This is a genomic window from Spirosoma lituiforme, assembly GCF_054776635.1.
The window spans coordinates 284,878-303,103 of the sequence record NZ_BAAHBO010000001.1; the positions used below are offsets into that span (position 1 = coordinate 284,878).

Consider the following 18,226-nt stretch of genomic DNA (forward strand, 5'->3'; position numbering starts at 1 on the left):
TTAGGACTTTAGCACGTGTAAATAAACGGGGCTACACACGTGTCTTGTTTTTACGTAGTCGATTCTTTCACAAAGAACGCTATCACGGCTCCTAACGAAAGGACCGATTACATTAGATTATTTGGTCTGAACACGCTATATTACTTCACGAGAACAAAGACCTCAGCGTGTAGTTTTTTATCTATGACCCGTAATCAACTCGATGATTTAATTGGCCAGGGCGAACATACCCGGCTCGAATTTAAACGTTCCCTTTCGTCAGCTTACCGGATAGCCCGGACGTTGGCGGCATTCGCGAATACATCAGGTGGCACACTGCTGATTGGCGTTACTGACCTGGGTAAGATTATGGGGGTGCCCTCCGAATTCCGGGAGATGGATAAACTGGAAGAAGCCGCCGACCGGCTGGTTGAACCTTCCCTCGCGATCAGTTACGAAACACTGGCACCCGATGGACGGCTGGTTTTAATTATCACCGTGCCGGAAAGCAGCGAGAAGCCTCATTATGTGATCGATGAATCGGGAAAACGAACCATTTACGTCCGGGCCAAGGATAAATCCGTGCCCACCAGTAAGCTTATTATCACCCCCGAAATGGCCGACCGTGAGTTGCTCAAGTCGCCCATGGCCCGAACCCTGATTCAGTACCTCCGCAAGAATGATTACATCACGCCGGATAAGTTTGGTAAACTCATCAACATCTCCGATTACCGGGCCACCAAGCTTCTCCGGCAACTCGCCGAACGGGGCCTGCTGATTTTAATCGATAAACCACGACCTGTTCGGTATGCGCTCAAACTAGCTGAGTGATCCATGTTGTATCTTTGCGGCCATGACGACGCAGCAACAACCGGTTACCAGAGAGACAGTCACGACATTTTTCAAAGGTCTTCAGGACCGTATTTGCCAGTCACTGGAGACCGCCGATGGAGGAGCCACGTTTCGGGAAGATGAGTGGCATCGGCCCGGCGGGGGCGGGGGCCGGTCGCGCCTGCTAACGAATGGAGCCGTTATCGAGAAGGGTGGCGTCGGTTTTTCGGCCGTACACGGCGAGGCAACGGAGGCTACCCTGCGTACCCTGAATCTGACAGAACCCGCTGAATTCTACGCTACGGGCGTTTCCATTGTGCTGCACCCACGAAATCCCGGTGTACCCATCATCCACATGAACGTGCGGTATTTTGAAATGAGTACGGGGCATAACTGGTTCGGCGGGGGCATCGATCTAACCCCTCACTATGTACTTCAGGAAGACGCGCGCTGGTTTCATCAGGCTCTGAAGGACGTTTGCGACCAGCACGATCCGGGTTATTACGCCAAATTCAAACCCTGGGCCGACGATTATTTTTACATACCCCATCGGCAGGAAACGCGCGGAGTAGGCGGTATTTTCTTCGATTACTTAAAGCCGTCGGACGACTCCGACAAGGCCCGGCTGTTCGGGTTTGTACAGGCGGTTGGCAACTCGTTTGCGCCTATTTATACGCACTTCATGGACAAAAACCGGGACCTTCCCTTTAGCGAAACCGAAAAAAACTGGCAACTGTTGCGCCGGGGCCGGTACGTTGAATTTAACCTGGTTTGGGATAGAGGCACCAAATTCGGTCTTGAGACCAATGGCCGTACAGAATCCATTCTGATGAGCATGCCCCCGCAAGCCAACTGGGTTTATGATTTTCAGCCAGAAGCCGGCAGCCCGGAGGAACAAACGTTGAGCCTTCTAAAAAAAGGCATCAATTGGGTCTGAGCCGCTGATAGAAATAGTTGATTAGGCAGTGTCCGTGGTTCGCATCCTTAATGTGGTGTCAGTTTCTTCAAACTGACACCACATTAAGGATGCTATATAGTGTCTTTATGACCCGTAGAAATGGGAAAAACGCCCTCCCCTCTACCTGATGACGAGTTAATTTACTGGCTCGCTTAAAATATGCTGCCACTCCTGTTCCAGACGGAGAATGGACGTCGAAAACGGAGCACCCTTGAAGACATGCGCCGGCAGCTTTATGCGTTTTTCGTCGTCGAGCAGCTCAACGCTGATCAGTTGTTCATCCGAAGCAATAAGATTCAGAAAATCAAAGGCAACTTCTATCTTGGTCAACCAGCAGGAAAATTCCCGGAGTTGATTTTTGCTGTCGATTGTCGTGATAAATAAAATCATGAGACGGACTAAATAAGAGGGAACTGCAATGATTAGTCTTTGTTGCCAGTACTGCAATATTATTTACTTTTTGGCGCAGACATACCTTCACTCATATCTACAGCCTTACTCATTGGAATAGTTCCCCCGGCAACCAAACAGAGAACACAAAAGCAACGTCATGTTGCCACATTCCGGGAGTACCCTACGTACTGTTGTTTAGCAGCCCGCTACTAGCTGGTTTAGTGACCGGAAGTCGATCCCTGTGGGCAAAAGTAAGCAAAGATAAATCACGCACGCATAGGCGGATAGTTCCAGGCAAGCTACAGACTAAACCTATCTGGAGACAATTTTTCCATTTAGCCTATGGGTTTTCTGCATATGAATGTCCGTATACCTATATTTAAGATCATATTTTCTTTAGTAAAGTCGGGCTAATCAGATCAGGTTCAATTCCGTAGGAGTAGCCAGTACGGCCCGAGAACGCATACACCAATCTAGTCGCACCAGAGGAATGAACGAAGGATTCAATACGGCTTGCTTATGCGCATCTTTACCTTTTGGCTTCTAGCCTGGTCATTTCTTCTGGGTTTATCGTTCGCAGCACAGGCAACCCACCAGGTTGGGGGGCAGCTGGAAATGCGGGCGGTGGGGGATGTTCCGGGGCATTTTCGCGTCATCGTCACTCAATATCTGGAAAGCAGCCCACAGGCAGACCGGCAGACGGGTGGCACGCTGGGCATCTTCCGAAAACGCGACAATGTGGAGATGATGCGGTTTTCTACCCGCGAAACGGGGCAACGGCAACCGGTTATTTATGCCAACGGATACTGCGCGGAACAACGAAATCTTAAGTTTATTGTGGCCACGTTCGAGGCCGACATTCAGCTTGCACCCGGTACGTACAACGACAGCCAGGGGTACTACATGTCGTATCAGACCCGCAACCGAAACGGGGGTATCAACAATATCGTCAATCCGATTCAGACAGGGTACACCTTTTACCTTGAGTTTCCGGCCTTGCTGCAAAATAACCAGTTGTTTATTAACTCATCCCCTCATTTTGAGCCCATTAACGGCGAGTACGTTTGTCTGGGTAATCCGTTTACCTTTCCATTTGGTGGTACCGACCCTGATGGCGACGAGCTGCGGTATTCTATGGTAACCCCCCTTAACCAGAAGGCCATTTCGGGGCAAAACAACAATACGCAGAACGGGGTGTCGGCAGCGCCTTATCCGGCTGTGAGCTGGCTTTCCGGCTTTGATGCCAACAACGCGATACCGGGCAACCCTACGCTGCAAGTCAACGCCCGAACGGGTGAACTGTCGGTTACGGCAACGCAGCTGGGGCTGTACGTCTTCGCCGTAAACGTCGAAGAATACCGCAACGGGCTGAAAATTGGCGAAGTAAGGCGCGACTTTCAGCTGCTCGTTGTCGACTGCCCGCCAACGACGACACCCGATCCATCCGTGCAGATTAAAAGTCGACCCAAACAACCCGTAACCATCCTTTGCGAGGGCGACTCGGCGGTACTGATGGCCAGCGTGAACGACAATTGGAATTACCAGTGGCGCAAAAATGAGGTTAACATTGCCGGCGCTACGAATTCGTCGTTGTCGGTGAAAACATCTGGCCAGTACGCCGTCATTGTTTCGCTGAAAACATCGTGCAGTAAAGTGGGTAGTTCCGAAACGCTGATCGTCGATGTGATCGGCAGTACGGCGACCGTTTCGGCGAATGGGCATCTGTGCGCCACAACGGGCACCATTGACCTGAAGGCAAGCCGGCTACCCAGCGTAACGTACCAGTGGTATAAAGACAACCAGGCTCTGGCGGGGAAAACAATTGACTCCCTTCAGGCTACGCAACCCGGCAAGTACTGGGCCGTGCTCACCTACCCCACCCTCGGCTGCCAGGCCCACACCGACACGGCCGTTCTCGATCGTTCGCCCGCGGTAGTGGCCGAAATCAAATCAAGTTCGGGTTTCAACCGGATTTGCCCGCAGGATTCTCTCCCCCTGCTGGGTAGTGGCGGCTTGCTGTACAGCTGGCAGAAAGATGGCGTAATCGTTGGTAGCAGCGGGTCGAAACTGGTGGCAACATCGGCAGGTACGTATGTGGTCAGGGCCACCGATCTGTATGGTTGCGAAGGCACATCCGGTCCGGTTACGTTGACCCAGCTTGCGCCCGTTGTTGTTACCCTCGACTCCATTCCGGGCGTTTGCGGACCCGACGTTCCCGTACACACATTGACGGGCAGCCCGGCCGGGGGCGAATTTTCTGGCGTTGGCGTAACGGGTAACGTGTTTAGCCCGAAGCTGGCCGGTGTCGGCAATCATCCCGTAACGTACACGGTTAAAGCCGCGCCCGAGTGTGTGGGTACGGTGGCCAGTCGTGTAGCGGTTGTTGCTCCCATCCCGACCATTCAGCTGACCGATTCGCTGACGACCTACCAAGGGAATACATTTTCGCTTAACCCGGTGTATACGGGTAATCCAACCCAGTTTATGTGGGTCTCATCGACTTACCTGGACAATCCGAGCGCTGCGAACCCGACCATTACCTCCATTGCCAACGACATCACGTATACGCTCGATGTAAAGAACAGCACCGGCTGCGAAACGAAAGACACCATTCACATCACCGTGTTTGCTACCGTGTGGGTGCCGGACGCGTTCTCGCCCAACGGCGATGGGCTGAACGATGTTCTGGAGTTACCCGGCGTCGAAGCCTTCCCCGATGCAGTCCTGACCATTTTCAACCGATGGGGTGAAGTCGTTTACTCGTCGGGGAAAGGCTACGCGAATCCGTTCGACGGTACCCTGAACGGTAATTCCCTCCCGATGGGGGTGTACGCGTACACCCTACACACCGTACCGGAAAAGCCCGTTATCAAGGGCCGACTGGTTCTGGTACGGTAACCCGCTACAGCACAAATCCGGAATGAACTGATTTACTCAGTTCATTCCGGATTTGTGCTGGATTTCTATTTATGGAGTTAAGCCTGCTTCGTCAACTGGATGTTCAGCACCAGTTTCACATCGTCGCTCACAACAACACCCCCCGCTTCGGTAATCCCATCCCAGGTCAGGCCAAACTCTTTTCGTTTGATCGTGCCGGTTGCCTCAAAACCAGCTTTGGTCTGACCGTAAAAATCCTGCATCTGGCCACCATGCTCTACATTCAGGGTTACGGATTTTGTAACACCATGAATGGTCAGATCACCCGTCAGGTTGTAGGTATCGTCACCCGTTTTGGTCATGGCCGTTGACACGAACGTCAATTTAGGGAACTGCTCCGCATCAAAGAACTCAGCCGATTTCAGGTGGCCGTCGCGTTGTTCCTGACCAGTGCTGATGCTCGAAATATCGGCGGAAAACGAGATTTTAGCATCCGAGAAATCATCACCAACTGATTCGACCTGGCCTTCGTACTGACCAAATGAACCGGTTACGGTGGAGATAACCAGATGTTTCACCTTGAACTGGATCTCGGAGTGGGCTGGATCAATGGCCCAGGTTGTTGCGGTTGCGGGTTGTGCTTGCATATGTTTAGTGGTTTATTTCGTGTAATCGTATTTGATGTATATACATTTAATTCACATCAATTGGTTCACATCAATCGTAAAAAGTTGACTTTTTACTGAATCATGCTGTTGGTACTGCCGGTTACTTGATCAGCATAACGGCGGCCATGATGTCTATACCGTCCCACAGATACTGTACTTTGACATTTTCGTTCTCGGCATGCTGGTTGTTGTCGTAATTAACCACCGGCACCGATACGACGTTGGCTTTCAGGACTTTCTCGAACAGATAGAGGGGTAAACTCCCCCCCGCCGAGGGCGATAGAACAATCGGTTCAGCGCTGGTGGTCTGCACCGCTTTTATAACATCCTGCGCAATGGGCAGATCCATGGGTGTCCGCTGGGCGTTGTAACCCGTACCCTGCGTTATCTTGATGAGTTTCGGATACTGCTGCCGCTCCGCATCGGTCGGTTCATGGTCGAGAACCTGATATCCCTGCGCCCGGATATGGTCAATTACCCGGCCGACCTGCCGCACGGCATCATTGCCCCGTACGAGTCGTAAATCCAGAACAGCCTCCGCTTTGGTAGGAATAATGTTGCCCGCCATTGCGCCAACGTTAGCACTCTGCATCCCGTTTATGTTCAATGTTGGGCGCATGAGCAGTTCAACAAACGAGGTGCCGTTGCCATCGGGTCTGGCAATGCCCAGCTCCTTTTTCAAAGCCGCTTCCATATTGGGCACACTGGCCATGGCCTTTTTTTCACTGGCCGTCAGTGGCACCACATCATCATAAAACCCGTTGATAACGACCTGATCCTGGTCATCTTTCATACTGGACAGCAGTTTGACCAGCCGCATGGCCGGATTGGGTGCCCAGTTTCCGTAATTGCCACTGTGTAGCGGCCGTTTAGGACCGTAAACCGTCAGATGCATGTTCACATCGCCCCGAACTCCGAATTGAACAACGGGTTTGCCTGATACATGGCGCGGTCCATCGGCAATGATCCAGAGGTCGCTGGTCAGTTTATCCCGGTGCTTGTCGAAAATTTCCCCCAGGTGAGTGGAACCGATTTCTTCCTCTCCTTCAAAGAAAAATTTCAGGTTGGCCGTAAGCGGAATTTTACTTTTCACTAAAGCATCATAGGCGTTGAGGATGGTCATAACACCCGCTTTATCATCGGCGCTCCCCCGACCAGCCAAGCGCCAGTTTGGGTCGATCGAGTCCCCTGATTTGTAGGTTGAAACGACTTTGCCTCCCTGCTCAACGGGGGCAGTAATAAATACCGGGGTAAAGGGCTGCAGGCCTTCAGCCCACTGTTTGGGATTAACCGGCTGACCGTCGTAATGCGCGTAAAACACCAGCGTCTTTTTAGCACCCGGCACCCGGACTTCACCAAACACGGCGGGGGTTGTACCGGGCGTGGGCCCTTCGAGGAGCTTACCCGAAATACCCCGTTTCTGCATCATTTGCAGGATGAAAGCCGCGTTTTTTCGGATGTTGACCGAATCTGCCGACACGTTGGGTATGGATAGAAACGCCCGGTATTCATCCATCAGCGCCGTTTCCTGCGCCTGTCGATACTGCCGGATGCGTTGCTGGGTAGTTTGTGCGTTGGCCGAAATGATACTGACAGCCACTACGAAGAGGAAGGTTTTTGGAAACATGAATGCGTCGATTAATCCGGCTAAATATAGGCAGAAACCTGCCTACAAAAGAGCGGATAACGCGTCGCTGTGCGGTTAAAAATCCGGACAACAGCCGCACGAGTTCAGCGACTCAGTCGTTTCACTCGTCAGGCCATCAGGACGATGGAGCGCAATCTGGCCGTTATCAGTTTACGAATGAGGTAACTTCATCCGGTACAATCTAAACGGGTAATCCACCTTATCGACCCCTTTATTGTAGCGTTTGGTCCGGTGAATCTGGGCGGCTGTCAGGTACAGGTAGCCATCCGGACCAATAGCAAAACTGTCGGGCCAGAGCAAACGGCTGTCTCTAACGAGCGTTTCCAGCCGACGGTCAGCGGTCAGGTAACGAACCGCTTTGTTGGGTGAATCGGTCAGGTAAACATTGCCGGCTTTGTCCGAGATCATTCCGTGAGAAACACCGGTTTCAGCCATCGTTTCGACCATTTCACTCAACTGGGCCGGGCTCAGCGATGGGTTCGTGAGCGATTCGGTCCTGATGCGAAAAAGCTTGGTCTGCGTGATGGGCCGGTAATAAAGAAAGGCGAAATCGTCCGTCAGAGCGATTCCGTTCACGTTGCTGGCAAAGTACTTCCCTTTCGTATCCCGCACCTCCTGCCCATCAATTTTCAGCTTGAAATCAGGATCTGCTTTGGTCGACTTATCCCCTTCCAGCACCGTGCGACTCTTCCCCGAAGCCAGATCAAGCACGACAAGGGCTGCCCGACCCGGATCGGACAGGTACGCAACCTGCCGACGCGTATCGACCCGAACATCATTCAGCGCCGTTCGCTCCCGGGGCAAATCCTCGAACCGATAAATTTTCTCAATCTGGTTCGTCGCTAAATTAATTTTAAGAAGTTTTATCCCCGCAATGATGGGCGCTTCATCACCCGGGTTGGCCGGGTCAAGTACCCAGAGGGTATTGGTCTGATCCACAAACAAGGCCTGCACGTTGATAAACCGATTCTGTGGATTCAGCGAATCCCACTGATTCCAGGTCGCATTGGGATAAGGAACGCGCTGGCCACCCACAATTTCGGCCAGGCCAAAGTCGTAGTTTTCAGGAGTTTTGGGGAACGTAATAAAGATTCGTTTCTCTTTTGAGACGCCTACGCCAATGGGCTGGTGTTTGCCAAACTCAGCGACTACGTCCAGTTTAGGGGATTCGGCCGCAACGGGCTGTGCCTGGGTGTGTAGGCTATTCATCAGCAACAGAAAAAAAAGGTAGCAATATCGTCTCATGCGAACAGTTGAGCCATACATGCTGCTTTAACGAGCCGTTCGAAGAAATGTTCGGAACTGCAGTCAGGCTCAGTTTAGCGCAGCTGTGCGTTGGCCAGCGGCAAAGCAAGTCGATAACTTTTAGGCCAACTGATGAGTTGGCAATAAAGCTACTTGAGCCCCTTAGACGTGATGAACTTTCTACAATACGCTGCCAAACGGCTACTGACCGGTTTGTTTTTGATTTCCTGCGTGGCTACTGCCCAGTCACAACCTTATGCGACGATTGGTCAGGTTGTTCGGCTGGATCCTCAACTTGACCGACTTATTCCACCCGATGCCAAAATCGACGTGATTGCGGCCGGTTTTGGTCATCTGGAAGGGCCTGTCTGGTACAGAGACAGCAGTTACCTGCTGGTCAATGACACCAAAGCCCAGACAATCTATAAGTGGTCGCCCAAAACGGGCTTGGCCAAATTTCTCGAACATACGGGCTATACCGGTCGGTTGCCCTACAGTGAAGAACCAGGCAGTAATGGCATGACCATCGATCAGCGTGGTCAGTTAATTATCTGTGATCACGGTGACCGTCGGATTGCCCGGATGCCGCTGGTGGGTCGTGGGGGCAAACGCACAGTGACGGACAATGTGGCCGGCAAACGATACAACAGCCCAAATGATGTCGTTGTACATCCCAACGGTAGTTTGTATTTCAGCGATCCACCGTATGGATTACCCGGCAAAGAGAACGATCCCAGCCGCGAAACAACGGCCAACGGCGTTTATCGGGTGGCCCCGTCAGGCCAGGTAACGCTTCTGACAAACGAGCTGAAATACCCTAACGGACTGGCCTTTTCAGCCGATGGCAAATTGCTGTACGTTGCCCAGTCTGATTCGTTAAAACCGCTACTCATGGTCTATCCGGTGAAAACCGATGGGTCATTGGGCAAAGGCCGCGTCTATTTTGATGCCACGTCTTTACCCCGCTTGCGCCCTAAAGAGGTTATTGACGGCCTGAAAACGGATCGGGAAGGCAACGTTTGGGCAACAGGGCCTGGTGGCCTGTTAATCATCTCGCCAGCGGGTAAACTACTTGGCCGAATCGACACGGGCGAAGTGATTTCAAACTGTAGCTGGGGTGACGACGGGACTATGCTTTATCTGGCTTCCAGCATGTTTTTATGCCGCATTAAAACAACGGCCCAGGGAATAGTAGCGGGCCATCTGGCCACTTCGCGCGCAAAATGAGCTTGTTTGCTGGTCAGATAGTCCTTCTGTGGCGGGGATACTTGTCGTGCTGTTTTCGGGGTATTCAGGCCTGCCTTTTGACGGTATCCCTAAACAATATTTATCGCTCGGTACTGTCTTTGCCGGGGCTGTCGAGCGTTTTGGTGAGGTCAAGCCCCGCGTCAGTCAGTTTGACAACCTTTCCTCCCGCATCCAGCATGAACCTTACGAAATCTTTCCCATTCCAGAACTGGTCATATGTAAGCCGAAAGGTGTCGTAATGCCAGTGGTCGAGGTAGCCGGTCATGACCCTGTTGAGGGAAAAATAGAGCTTACCATCGCGCAGCGTTACCTCAGCTTTGCCATAGAGCGGGTCCGTGTAGAAACCAACGTAGGCCGTTAGCGGAAGCGATGGTTTGGTATTCATACTCCGGGTACTGTCTGCTCTTCGTTCAGCCAGTTGGGTCTTTTGCCTGATTGCTCCGTACAACTTCTGGCAATCCGCGCTCCAGTCATTCGATAGCCCCAGCGCAAACGCATCGAATGCCCGAAGCATCAGCGCGTGGCGTAACTCGGCATGGTCGAGATTTCCCTGAATATACACCGCCAGTTTTTGATCAGGCAACTGCCCATGCATAGCCACCATGCCGGTTAGGCTGCCTGTGTGAAAATTGATCCGATGACCGCGGTAGTCCTGCTGAAACCAGCCTAGTCCGTAGGTTTTCCAGACGGGCCTGGTCAATGCCTGGGTCGGATAAAATTCCGCGTCCGTTACCAGCGTTTGGGGCTTGAACAACTCGGCCCAGGTAGCGGGTTTCAGGAGTGCTTTCCCCTGCGGTTCGCCGTTGTAGTACCGACCACTGTCGAGCATACACTGCATCCAGGCCGCAACGTCATCGGCACAGGTCCAGACGGAGCCAGCCGGGCCAACGGCATCGACCAGCCCTTCTTCTTTGGCACTATTGATGGCCCGTATCGTATCATTAATAGTCATGTGCGGCCTGGCCCGATTCGCATTGGTTACGTCACGAAACAAAGCCTTTGTCCGGCGCATACCCAGCGGGTCGAACAGGCGGGTGCGCATAAATACAGGCCACGGCATACCGCTTACTTTCTCCAGCACTTTACCAGCGGCCAGGTACATAATATTCTGATAAACAAAGCCTGACCGAAACGAGTAGGTCGGTTTAACGAATCGCATCCGGCGCAAAATTTCGTCGGGAGATATCGTCATGGCCGCCCAGAGAATATCGGCATTACCCACGCCGGTGTTATGGATCAGCAAATCCCGAACCCGCATTTCGCGGGTTACGGCAGGGTCGTACAACTGAAAATCGGGGAGATAGTCCGTAACCGGATCGTCCCAGCGCAGCTTTCCTTCATCGACCATCATACCGAGGCAGGCGGCCGTCATGGCTTTGGTGGTCGAGGCCATAGCAAAGAGCGTTTGCGTATCAACGGCTTCGGCCTTACCCGAACCCACCCCCGGTAACTCCCGAACGCCGTACCCTTTTTTCAGCAGGAGTTTACCGTCTTTAATGACTGTAACCGTCAGGCCCGGCACCTTCCATTCGCGCACAGCCTGCTGCACATACGCATCGTACTGGGCAACGGGATCGGTCGTATGCTTCTTGGATTGAGCCGACAGAGGTTGTTTGGCAAGACCCGCAAGCAATAACCATAAAAGAAGGTAAGGCGGTTTCATGGCGAAGGTTTGTTTTGTAAAGGTGACAAATAGCCGAGCAGCAATTTACGAAAAGCATTCCGTCAGGAGACGTACATTTGAGCGGCTGTCCGTAGATTTGTTAAGGGCCAGTTATCAACCTATAACAAAACGATGATCTATTTAAACTTCAGCAACATTCGGTTCCTGATTACGGCAGTAACGCTCTTCTGGGTCACAACGACCAGCCAGGCCCAGCCTAAAGTCAGTGCCGCCAAAACGGCAAATGCAGTATCGGCGATCAAGGAAAGTGATATCAAGCGGGATCTGTTTGCGCTGGCAGGCGACCATTTTCGCGGGCGGGAAGGCGGCTCGCTCGATGAACTCAAAGCGTCGGTCTGGATTGCGGATCAGCTTCGGGCTATGGGTTTGCAACCCGCAGGCGATGACGGAACCTTCTTTCAGTTTTTTCACATCCAGCGCACCCGCATCACCGAAACCAGCCGGCTGAACATCGGGAGTCATCAACTTGTCCACGGACAGGATGCCTTTATTCTGGCACCCGCCATTGCCTCCGTCGACGCTCCCCTCGTTTTTGTGGGCAAAGGAACGCCCGAAGAGCTGGCCAACGTCGATATAAAAGGCAAAGCGGTCGCCCTTGAATTTTCCGGAACAGGCCCGCCAGAACTGAGTTATCGGCGTTTTCTGTTCGGAACGATGACCCGCCGGGCCGCCGACCTGATAAAAGCTGGAGCTTTAGCGGTTATCTGGCTATCCGACACGCCTGCTCAGTCTTATTTTGAGCGCTGGACAACGGGCCTCGAACGGGGCCGTTATGATCTGCCCGGTGGAGCCAATACCCGGGTGTTTTCGCAGGCACCAACGATCTGGTTACCAGCCAGTGCACTGGCGTGGATCAAACAGCCGGGTCAGCAGTTCACGAACGTCGTCAACGTGGAAAGCTTCAACTACCCGTCCGTCAATATTGTGGCGAAAGCGCCGGGAACAGACCCAAAACTAAAAAATGAATATGTCCTGTTCAGTACCCACCAGGATCATGACGGGGTTCGGCGGGCCGTGGCTGGTGACTCGATCTGGAACGGAGCCGACGATAACGCCAGTGGCTGCGTAGCCACGATGGCCATCGGGCGGGCATTCGCTCAAAAGCCCGGCAAGCGGTCGGCCCTAATCGTTTTTCACGGCGCTGAAGAGCGTGGTCTGCTGGGGTCGCGCTATTATGTGGAGCATCCAACCGTACCGAAAGGCTCCATCGTAGCCGTCCTCAACGCGGAAATGATTGGCCGGAATGCGCCCGACAGCGCGGCTATTTTAGGCCAGCAGTCTCCGCACAAAAACTCAACGGATCTGGTGAATGCTGCCCTGGCCGTCAATCAGTCGGAAGCTCATTTTAAGCTCGATACACTTTGGGATAAACCTGAGCATCCGGAAGGCTGGTATTTCCGCTCCGACCACCTGCCCTACGCCCGCGCCAACGTACCGGCCATTGCGTTCACAACCTTGTTGCACCCGGACTACCACACGCCGAAAGATGAACCGGACCGCATTAATACGGCAAAAGTAACCCGTATCGCGAAGTGGATCTACCTGACCGGCTGGGATGTCGCCAACCGCCCCGACCGGGTACGAGTCGACCAGGGGTTTAAGCTGGAACGATAGAAAAAAGGCTGCCAATGTGATCTGGCAGCCTTTTTTATGTAAAGAAACGTTGCTGTATCCGAACCGTCCGTCATATCTCGGTAGGGCCTCTGTGGTGTCAGTTTCTCAAAACTGACACCACAGAGGCCCTACCGGCGACCGCCACCGTGGAAACCACCGCCCCCAAATGAGCGCATGCCGCCACCGCTAAAACCGCCACCGAATGAGCGCATACCGCCCCCACCCCAGCTTTGTCCGCGGGAACCGCCAAACGTAGTGGCTGGTGCCGCAACCCGAGCGCCACCGATACGACCAGTTGATTGATTGAATGGATGGGCATTCGTGACCCAGTTACCACGGGTTGACGGGCCAAATGCCCGGTGAGCAGCCGTCATGAAGCCCGCGCTGGCCGGCGTAAACCGCCGATTAAAGCCCGTATACGTGCTGTAGTATCGGTTGAAACGACCGTATAAATGCGGATAGGCATAGTAGCCTCCCCCGAAGAACCAGTTCGAGAAGCCAAACGACGGTAACCCGAACACCATCATGTTTCCACCCAACCCGTAGTAGAAACCCGTACCCATCCACCAGGCCGATGGATACCACATGGCCGATGTATACCAGTAGGGATAACCAAACCAGTAAGGATAGGGATTCACGTAGTAATTGGTCGTGTTCGTCCAGGCCGGGTTTGGGTTGATCCCCGTTTTGTACCCGTTCGCCTGAGCGTAGGCCTGACCCGCCTGCTGCAACTCCTGCCGCGCCTGTGGATCCTGATTCAGCTGATTCTGGTAGTCAGCCACGTCCCGCTGGTTTTGAGCCGTGATGCTGTCATGCATAGCCGTCAGGTTCTGCGTTACTTCATCAGGATTTGCCCGGTAGGCACTGGCCAGTTCAGCCGTTTTGTCGGGTTGGTCAGTCAGCTGCGTCAACACATCGGGCATGTCGATCAACTGCCGGAATGCCTGTTGCGTTGGGCCGTCGAGCGGACTGATTGCGTTTTCGAAGGCTTGCCGGGCCTGCTCGTTCAGGTTGTCAACCCTCGCCAGATCATCGTGATGGTGGCGGTACAGCTTCCAGGCAGATTCCTGCGAATCGGCGGGTAAGGTTTTCGCCAGTTCTTTCACCTGCGCTTCGCTGGAGCCAGCGGGCAAGGCAGCCAGCGTATGCAGCACATCGGGATAACGCGAGAGGTCATAAAACCAGCCTTGCTTATTTTGGCCATAGGCCTGAATCAACTGACTAAACGCCTGCTGACTGGATGCCCGTTGCTGGGCCAGGCGGCTCAGTACCTGCGGCTGTCCGCAGGCAAGCAAAACCGACTGGCGGACATCGTCGCGGTAGGGAGCAACGACGGAAGCCAGCGATTGATCGGTAGCCTGTGCGGGTTGCTGCCCGGCATTCGTGCTTTGGGCATTAGTGGGTTGCCATCCTGCGGCCAGTAAGCCAATTGAAAGCAACAGAACTTTTGCCGCGATACTCTGGATGAACGTTTTCATGAGCTACTCTCTTTAATCGAGATACTAATTGGTTGTATGGATGCTTAGCAAGCCGCTAAAAACGGGGTTTGTTGGCCGAAAAAAGAATCGGTTTTGTCCGTCCGTCAGCCCTCGTCGCCGACTACACAAACAACAAGAATGCTCCCCGATTAGGTATAAATCCCCAATTAATGTTTCGTTAAAATGGGTTGATCGAGTCTCGTCTGTAGGCTAACCCGGATGAGCGCGGGCGAAGACAGATTACAGGCACTACTGCTCACCGGATCCGCTCCACAAACGGGCACCTACGAGAAAGGCTGCTGTTCGAACGACGGCCATCGGCTTAGGGAACGCATGGAAACATTTTACCTATCGCAATATTGCGATAAACTACGTACCTTTGTGACATGGGGCTAACGAAAACCGAGATCTTCACCGATGAGCAGAACCGCCTGGCAGATCTGGCTAAGGCTTTTGCGCATCCCGCCCGAGTAGCTATCCTGCAAATGCTCATCGCCCGAAAAGCGTGCGTTTGCGGTGATCTGGTCGGTGAATTGAACCTGGCCCAGCCAACGGTTTCCCAGCATTTGAAAGAACTGAAACGCATCGGCATCATTCGGGGCGAAATCAACCCGCCCCGCGTCTGCTACTGTATCAATCCGCCCGTGTGGGAGGAGGCCCAAAAAGCGTTCGGAACGATTCTGGCGTCGTGGGTACCGGCGTCCATCACCTGTTGCTGAGACGAGACCGTCTATTTTTTTCCCTTATTTATCGTAATATTACTATATACCAATGAACGAACATGCTACCAATCACGAGCCAATGACCTGGCAGACGTTTAAACACACACTCGGTCAACATTCTGACAAACGCCTGCAGTTCCAGTACGCGGAAGGCGCATTCGTTCACCCGTCCTTTCACCTCACCGAGATCAAGCAGGCATCCATTGTCTCGGTCGATTGTGGCGGTCAGATGAACGCCTGGACGGAAGTGATCGTGCAACTCTGGGAACCGCAACTGGCAGAAGCCCATCACGCGATGCCTGTCAGCAAGGCGTTGTCAATCATTGATTTAGTAGAGAAATCATTACCGCTGGATCCGGCGGCTACGGTCAAGATCGAGTTCGGCAATACTACCTTCGATACCCGCCAGCTGTATCCCGGCGAACTGACCACCGAAGGCAACAGGCTCACGGTTAATCTGACGCCTGATTACACCCAATGCAAAGCCCTCTCCCGCGGTGGACGCTGCGACACGCCCTCTGTTGGTGAACCTTGCTGCGCACCCGCCGATGCGAACAAAACAGCTCAACCTACCCTAGTTTTTATCGAAACGGAGGCTCCCTCCTGTACACCGGGCTCCGGCTGCTGCTAGTCAAAATCAGTATTCCCCCATAAAGTTGCCATGAAAAACATCTTAGTTCTTTGCACGGGCAATTCGGCCCGCTCCCAGATGGCCGAAGGCTATTTACAGCATTTCGCCGGTAACCGGGCTCAGGTCTACAGCGCCGGGGTTGCACCGCATGGGGTTAATCCCCTGGCCATTCAGGTCATGGCCGAAGATGGCCTTGATATTGCCCACCATACGTCGAATCACGCCGATGAATACACCAGCTTACCCCTAGATTACGTCATAACGGTCTGCGACAATGCCCGCGAACAATGCCCTTATTTCCCTTCAACGGCCCAAAAGATACACCACAGCTTTACGGATCCGTCTCACGCCCCCGAGGGTGAACGCTTAGCGCAGTTTCGCATCGTGCGCGATGAAATCAAAGCCTACAGCCGTCAGTTCATTGACGCGAACGTACCCCGTTGATTTGTTCTGGACTGACGCAACCAATACGATGACCAACAACCGTCTCTCTTTTCTCGACCGCTTTTTAACCCTGTGGATTTTCATGGCCATGCTGATCGGCGTGGGCATCGGGTATTTTTTTCCGCAGTCGCAGGGCTTCATCAACCAGTTCAATGCCGGCTCAACCGCAACGGCGGCCGTCAATATTCCGCTGGCCATTGGGCTGGTGCTGATGATGTACCCCCCGCTGGCCAAAGTGCGGTACGAAGAATTGCCGAAGGTATTTGCCAACACCAGCATACTCGGTCTGTCGCTGCTGCAGAACTGGATCGTCGGTCCCCTGCTCATGTTTGGTTTGGCGGTTATTTTTCTGCCGGACAAGCCCGAATACATGACCGGCCTGATCATGATCGGCATTGCCCGCTGCATTGCCATGGTGATTGTCTGGAATGACCTGGCTAAAGGCGACCGACTGTATGCCGCTGGTCTGGTGGCGTTTAACAGTATTTTCCAGGTACTCTTTTACTCGATCTACGCCTACGTGTTCATTACTGTGCTGCCTCCCTTGTTCGGGCTGAAGGGGTACACCGTCAACATCACCATTGGCGAAGTCGCCACGAGTGTTTTCATTTACCTGGGCGTGCCGTTTTTAGCCGGTCTGCTCTCCCGTATCGTTCTTACGCGACTGATCAGCCGCCAATGGTATGAGGACCGTTTTCTGCCCGCCATCAGCCCCATTACGCTCCTTGCGCTGCTGTTCACCATCGTTGTGATGTTCAGCCTCAAAGGGCAATTGATCGTATCGATTCCGTTCGATGTGGTACGCATCGCCATTCCGCTGACGATCTATTTTGCCATTATGTTCTTTTCGGCTTTCTACCTTTCAAAACGGGCCGGGGCCGATTACGCCAAATCGACGTCACTGGCTTTCACCGCAGCGGGCAATAATTTCGAGTTGGGCATTGCGGTAGCCATCGCCGTTTTCGGGATCGATTCCGGTGCCGCCTTTGCAGCTGTTATTGGCCCCCTGATTGAAGTACCGGTGCTGATTCTGATGGTCAATTTCGCCTTGAAGCAGGAAAAAAAATTTACTCCGCAATTCCCAGACGCTGGTTGACTCTACTTCCCGCAACGAAGCCGGTCAGCAGTCTATTGTCCGGCACATTCGGCGTCCGGCAGCGTGCGGTTGGCCAAAGCCTCTAGCCATGAACCAACGCATGAACATCCGTTACCTCACTTAAGGACCCGTGACTAATCAGAATGGTCCAGGGTTTGTATACAGGTTTTCCACCATTCCGTATGCTACTTCGTCTGACCGTAATTGATTCGCAGAATCGAACCAGAAAACTCTATCTACAAATTAAGCAGCCTGAACAGGGATTCGACGTAGTAAACCACATCGTGGCTAGTGCAGAAAAACTGATGTCGGCTCAACTGGTCGATGGGAAGACCGTTGTCGATTTGCCGGTTGATTCCTTTGATCCTGGGTTATCCGTCGAGCAAAATACAGACCTGGAACGGGAATGGCAGGCTGTTCTGAAGAAACCACAGCTAACGGCAACTGAATTTTACTCGGCGTTACTGGAAATCACCAGAAAGCAACTAGCGGCCTGCGAGAGCCGGATCGCCCGGTTCGAACCGTTGGTTAGCCGTATTGACGCCCTGCTGGCACACGTTCAGACAATGAACATATCCCGGGAAGCCAGGCAAACACTGGAGAACAACTATGAACAAGCGCTTAGCCGGTATCGACAGCAACTGGCCAACGCTTACCTTACTCATCAGCATTTACTGGACCTGATTAATAAGTTAACGTAAGACGGGCTA

General features: G+C 53.1%; 16 protein-coding genes. 10 read left to right on the forward strand and 6 right to left on the reverse strand.

Annotated features, from left to right (window positions below):
* Nucleotides 1-183 precede the first annotated feature (183 nt).
* Nucleotides 184-810 (forward strand): RNA-binding domain-containing protein, encoded by a 627-nt coding sequence (locus tag ACYU87_RS01215; protein WP_461132194.1) that lies wholly within the window; start codon nt 184-186, stop codon nt 808-810.
* 22 nt (nt 811-832) lie between these two features.
* A complete protein-coding gene (hemF, locus tag ACYU87_RS01220; protein WP_461132195.1) occupies nt 833-1,747 on the forward strand; it encodes an oxygen-dependent coproporphyrinogen oxidase in 915 nt (304 codons plus the stop codon).
* Between the two features lie 156 nt (nt 1,748-1,903).
* Here hemF and ACYU87_RS01225 read toward each other — a convergent pair whose 3' ends face one another.
* Complete coding sequence (locus tag ACYU87_RS01225) at nt 1,904-2,158, reverse strand: hypothetical protein (RefSeq protein ID WP_461132196.1); 255 nt, start codon at nt 2,156-2,158, stop codon at nt 1,904-1,906.
* 522 nt (nt 2,159-2,680) lie between these two features.
* Between ACYU87_RS01225 and ACYU87_RS01230 the strand changes: the two genes are divergently transcribed.
* On the forward strand, nt 2,681-5,059 hold the full coding sequence (locus ACYU87_RS01230; RefSeq protein WP_461132197.1) for a gliding motility-associated C-terminal domain-containing protein: 2,379 nt from the start codon (nt 2,681-2,683) through the stop codon (nt 5,057-5,059).
* Between the two features lie 77 nt (nt 5,060-5,136).
* Here ACYU87_RS01230 and ACYU87_RS01235 read toward each other — a convergent pair whose 3' ends face one another.
* The 3 genes from ACYU87_RS01235 to ACYU87_RS01245 all read right to left on the reverse strand — a co-directional run bounded on the left by ACYU87_RS01235 (nt 5,137) and on the right by ACYU87_RS01245 (nt 8,563).
* Nucleotides 5,137-5,685: a YceI family protein gene (locus ACYU87_RS01235; RefSeq protein ID WP_461132198.1), complete on the reverse strand. Its 549-nt coding sequence runs from the start codon at nt 5,683-5,685 to the stop codon at nt 5,137-5,139.
* Between the two features lie 121 nt (nt 5,686-5,806).
* Complete coding sequence (locus ACYU87_RS01240) at nt 5,807-7,333, reverse strand: M20/M25/M40 family metallo-hydrolase (RefSeq protein ID WP_461132199.1); 1,527 nt, start codon at nt 7,331-7,333, stop codon at nt 5,807-5,809.
* Nucleotides 7,334-7,504: 171 nt separating this feature from the next.
* Nucleotides 7,505-8,563 carry an L-dopachrome tautomerase-related protein gene (locus ACYU87_RS01245; RefSeq protein ID WP_461132200.1) on the reverse strand — a complete coding sequence of 353 codons (1,059 nt, stop codon included), beginning with the start codon at nt 8,561-8,563 and terminating at the stop codon, nt 7,505-7,507.
* 207 nt (nt 8,564-8,770) lie between these two features.
* Here ACYU87_RS01245 and ACYU87_RS01250 point away from each other — a divergent pair, with 207 nt between their 5' ends.
* On the forward strand, nt 8,771-9,826 hold the full coding sequence (locus ACYU87_RS01250; RefSeq protein WP_461132201.1) for an SMP-30/gluconolactonase/LRE family protein: 1,056 nt from the start codon (nt 8,771-8,773) through the stop codon (nt 9,824-9,826).
* Nucleotides 9,827-9,926: 100 nt separating this feature from the next.
* Here the strand turns inward: ACYU87_RS01250 and ACYU87_RS01255 are convergent, their stop codons facing one another.
* Complete coding sequence (locus tag ACYU87_RS01255) at nt 9,927-11,510, reverse strand: serine hydrolase (RefSeq protein WP_461132202.1); 1,584 nt, start codon at nt 11,508-11,510, stop codon at nt 9,927-9,929.
* A gap of 132 nt (nt 11,511-11,642) precedes the next feature.
* Here ACYU87_RS01255 and ACYU87_RS01260 point away from each other — a divergent pair, with 132 nt between their 5' ends.
* Nucleotides 11,643-13,145 (forward strand): M28 family peptidase, encoded by a 1,503-nt coding sequence (locus tag ACYU87_RS01260; RefSeq protein WP_461132203.1) that lies wholly within the window; start codon nt 11,643-11,645, stop codon nt 13,143-13,145.
* A gap of 128 nt (nt 13,146-13,273) precedes the next feature.
* Here ACYU87_RS01260 and ACYU87_RS01265 read toward each other — a convergent pair whose 3' ends face one another.
* Entirely contained in the window at nt 13,274-14,623 is a 1,350-nt protein-coding gene (locus ACYU87_RS01265; protein WP_461132204.1) for a hypothetical protein, read from the reverse strand.
* Nucleotides 14,624-15,009: 386 nt separating this feature from the next.
* On the opposite strand from ACYU87_RS01265, the gene ACYU87_RS01270 reads away from it, so the two are divergent.
* The 5 genes from ACYU87_RS01270 to ACYU87_RS01290 all read left to right on the forward strand — a co-directional run bounded on the left by ACYU87_RS01270 (nt 15,010) and on the right by ACYU87_RS01290 (nt 18,217).
* Nucleotides 15,010-15,342, forward strand: a complete 333-nt coding sequence (locus ACYU87_RS01270; RefSeq protein ID WP_461132205.1) for an ArsR/SmtB family transcription factor — start codon at nt 15,010-15,012, stop codon at nt 15,340-15,342.
* A gap of 52 nt (nt 15,343-15,394) precedes the next feature.
* Nucleotides 15,395-15,976, forward strand: a complete 582-nt coding sequence (locus ACYU87_RS01275; protein WP_461132206.1) for a DUF6428 family protein — start codon at nt 15,395-15,397, stop codon at nt 15,974-15,976.
* A 30-nt stretch (nt 15,977-16,006) separates the two neighbouring features.
* The gene (locus ACYU87_RS01280) at nt 16,007-16,420 is read left to right on the forward strand and encodes an arsenate reductase ArsC (RefSeq protein ID WP_461132207.1); all 414 of its coding nucleotides are present in this window, start codon (nt 16,007-16,009) and stop codon (nt 16,418-16,420) included.
* 28 nt (nt 16,421-16,448) lie between these two features.
* Nucleotides 16,449-17,516: an ACR3 family arsenite efflux transporter gene (gene arsB, locus ACYU87_RS01285; protein ID WP_461132208.1), complete on the forward strand. Its 1,068-nt coding sequence runs from the start codon at nt 16,449-16,451 to the stop codon at nt 17,514-17,516.
* A gap of 182 nt (nt 17,517-17,698) precedes the next feature.
* Nucleotides 17,699-18,217: a hypothetical protein gene (locus ACYU87_RS01290; RefSeq protein WP_461132209.1), complete on the forward strand. Its 519-nt coding sequence runs from the start codon at nt 17,699-17,701 to the stop codon at nt 18,215-18,217.
* Nucleotides 18,218-18,226: the final 9 nt, after the last annotated feature.

What these genes read in the sequence shown, in the direction of transcription:
- ACYU87_RS01215 (WP_461132194.1), top strand. Translation starts at nt 184, where the DNA reads ATGACCCGTAATCAACTCGATGATTTAATTGGCCAGGGCGAACATACC.
- hemF (WP_461132195.1), top strand. Translation starts at nt 833, where the DNA reads ATGACGACGCAGCAACAACCGGTTACCAGAGAGACAGTCACGACATTT.
- ACYU87_RS01225 (WP_461132196.1), bottom strand. Translation starts at nt 2,158, where the DNA reads ATGATTTTATTTATCACGACAATCGACAGCAAAAATCAACTCCGGGAA.
- ACYU87_RS01230 (WP_461132197.1), top strand. Translation starts at nt 2,681, where the DNA reads ATGCGCATCTTTACCTTTTGGCTTCTAGCCTGGTCATTTCTTCTGGGT.
- ACYU87_RS01235 (WP_461132198.1), bottom strand. Translation starts at nt 5,685, where the DNA reads ATGCAAGCACAACCCGCAACCGCAACAACCTGGGCCATTGATCCAGCC.
- ACYU87_RS01240 (WP_461132199.1), bottom strand. Translation starts at nt 7,333, where the DNA reads ATGTTTCCAAAAACCTTCCTCTTCGTAGTGGCTGTCAGTATCATTTCG.
- ACYU87_RS01245 (WP_461132200.1), bottom strand. Translation starts at nt 8,563, where the DNA reads ATGAATAGCCTACACACCCAGGCACAGCCCGTTGCGGCCGAATCCCCT.
- ACYU87_RS01250 (WP_461132201.1), top strand. Translation starts at nt 8,771, where the DNA reads ATGAACTTTCTACAATACGCTGCCAAACGGCTACTGACCGGTTTGTTT.
- ACYU87_RS01255 (WP_461132202.1), bottom strand. Translation starts at nt 11,510, where the DNA reads ATGAAACCGCCTTACCTTCTTTTATGGTTATTGCTTGCGGGTCTTGCC.
- ACYU87_RS01260 (WP_461132203.1), top strand. Translation starts at nt 11,643, where the DNA reads ATGATCTATTTAAACTTCAGCAACATTCGGTTCCTGATTACGGCAGTA.
- ACYU87_RS01265 (WP_461132204.1), bottom strand. Translation starts at nt 14,623, where the DNA reads ATGAAAACGTTCATCCAGAGTATCGCGGCAAAAGTTCTGTTGCTTTCA.
- ACYU87_RS01270 (WP_461132205.1), top strand. Translation starts at nt 15,010, where the DNA reads ATGGGGCTAACGAAAACCGAGATCTTCACCGATGAGCAGAACCGCCTG.
- ACYU87_RS01275 (WP_461132206.1), top strand. Translation starts at nt 15,395, where the DNA reads ATGAACGAACATGCTACCAATCACGAGCCAATGACCTGGCAGACGTTT.
- ACYU87_RS01280 (WP_461132207.1), top strand. Translation starts at nt 16,007, where the DNA reads ATGAAAAACATCTTAGTTCTTTGCACGGGCAATTCGGCCCGCTCCCAG.
- arsB (WP_461132208.1), top strand. Translation starts at nt 16,449, where the DNA reads ATGACCAACAACCGTCTCTCTTTTCTCGACCGCTTTTTAACCCTGTGG.
- ACYU87_RS01290 (WP_461132209.1), top strand. Translation starts at nt 17,699, where the DNA reads ATGCTACTTCGTCTGACCGTAATTGATTCGCAGAATCGAACCAGAAAA.